We start from the raw sequence: 544 nt of genomic DNA, 5'->3' as shown, positions 1-544 counted from the left end.
CCAGTAAACGTATGGCTCCAGAAAATGATCATCAGCAAGCCAGACATTGCGATCAGCAAACCAGCGAGTAGCACTTTCTTGCGCCCTAATGCGTCGGACATTGGGCCATAGATGAACTGGGAAGGGCCAAATCCAAGTAGATAAATACTCACGAGAAGCTGCGCTTGATCGAGTGAAACTGAGAAGTCTTTGGCGATCCAAGGTAGGGAAGGCATCACTAAACCCATGCTCAGTTGGCCAACACTGATGATCAAACATGCCAATAGAATCGTGCGGAAATTGATGGGACGGTTCATGATGATTCACCATCGGCGAATCCGGCATTTTTTCGCGTTCTTAGAGCGCCATCTTCATCAAACTCGCTCAATTTTGCTTTGACTCGTTTAACCGTTGACAAGCTGACATCGCATTGCTCTGCCACGCTTAACAGCGTGTTCCCTTCTAATAGTAACGCCGCGATGAGCCGATGTTTTTCCCGGTCAGCAGGGCGGCCACGGAACTTCTGTTTCCACAAATCTGGTTGATCTTTAATGGCTTGGCGGCC

General features: G+C 48.9%; 2 protein-coding genes. Both read right to left on the bottom strand.

From position 1 onward, the window contains the following. Positions 1-296: MFS transporter (locus R7E78_RS29735; protein ID WP_318059094.1), on the bottom strand; the 296-nt coding region annotated here is incomplete at its 3' end. Continuing rightward, the coding region (locus R7E78_RS29730; RefSeq protein WP_318059093.1) for a helix-turn-helix domain-containing protein at positions 293-544 on the bottom strand (252 nt) is incomplete at its 5' end. The genes R7E78_RS29730 and R7E78_RS29735, both read right to left, overlap by 4 nt.

This window comes from Vibrio sp. YT-19(2023) (genome assembly GCF_033337395.1).
Note: the sequence above shows the minus strand (reverse complement) of the source record. Positions and strands in the feature narration are given on the sequence as shown.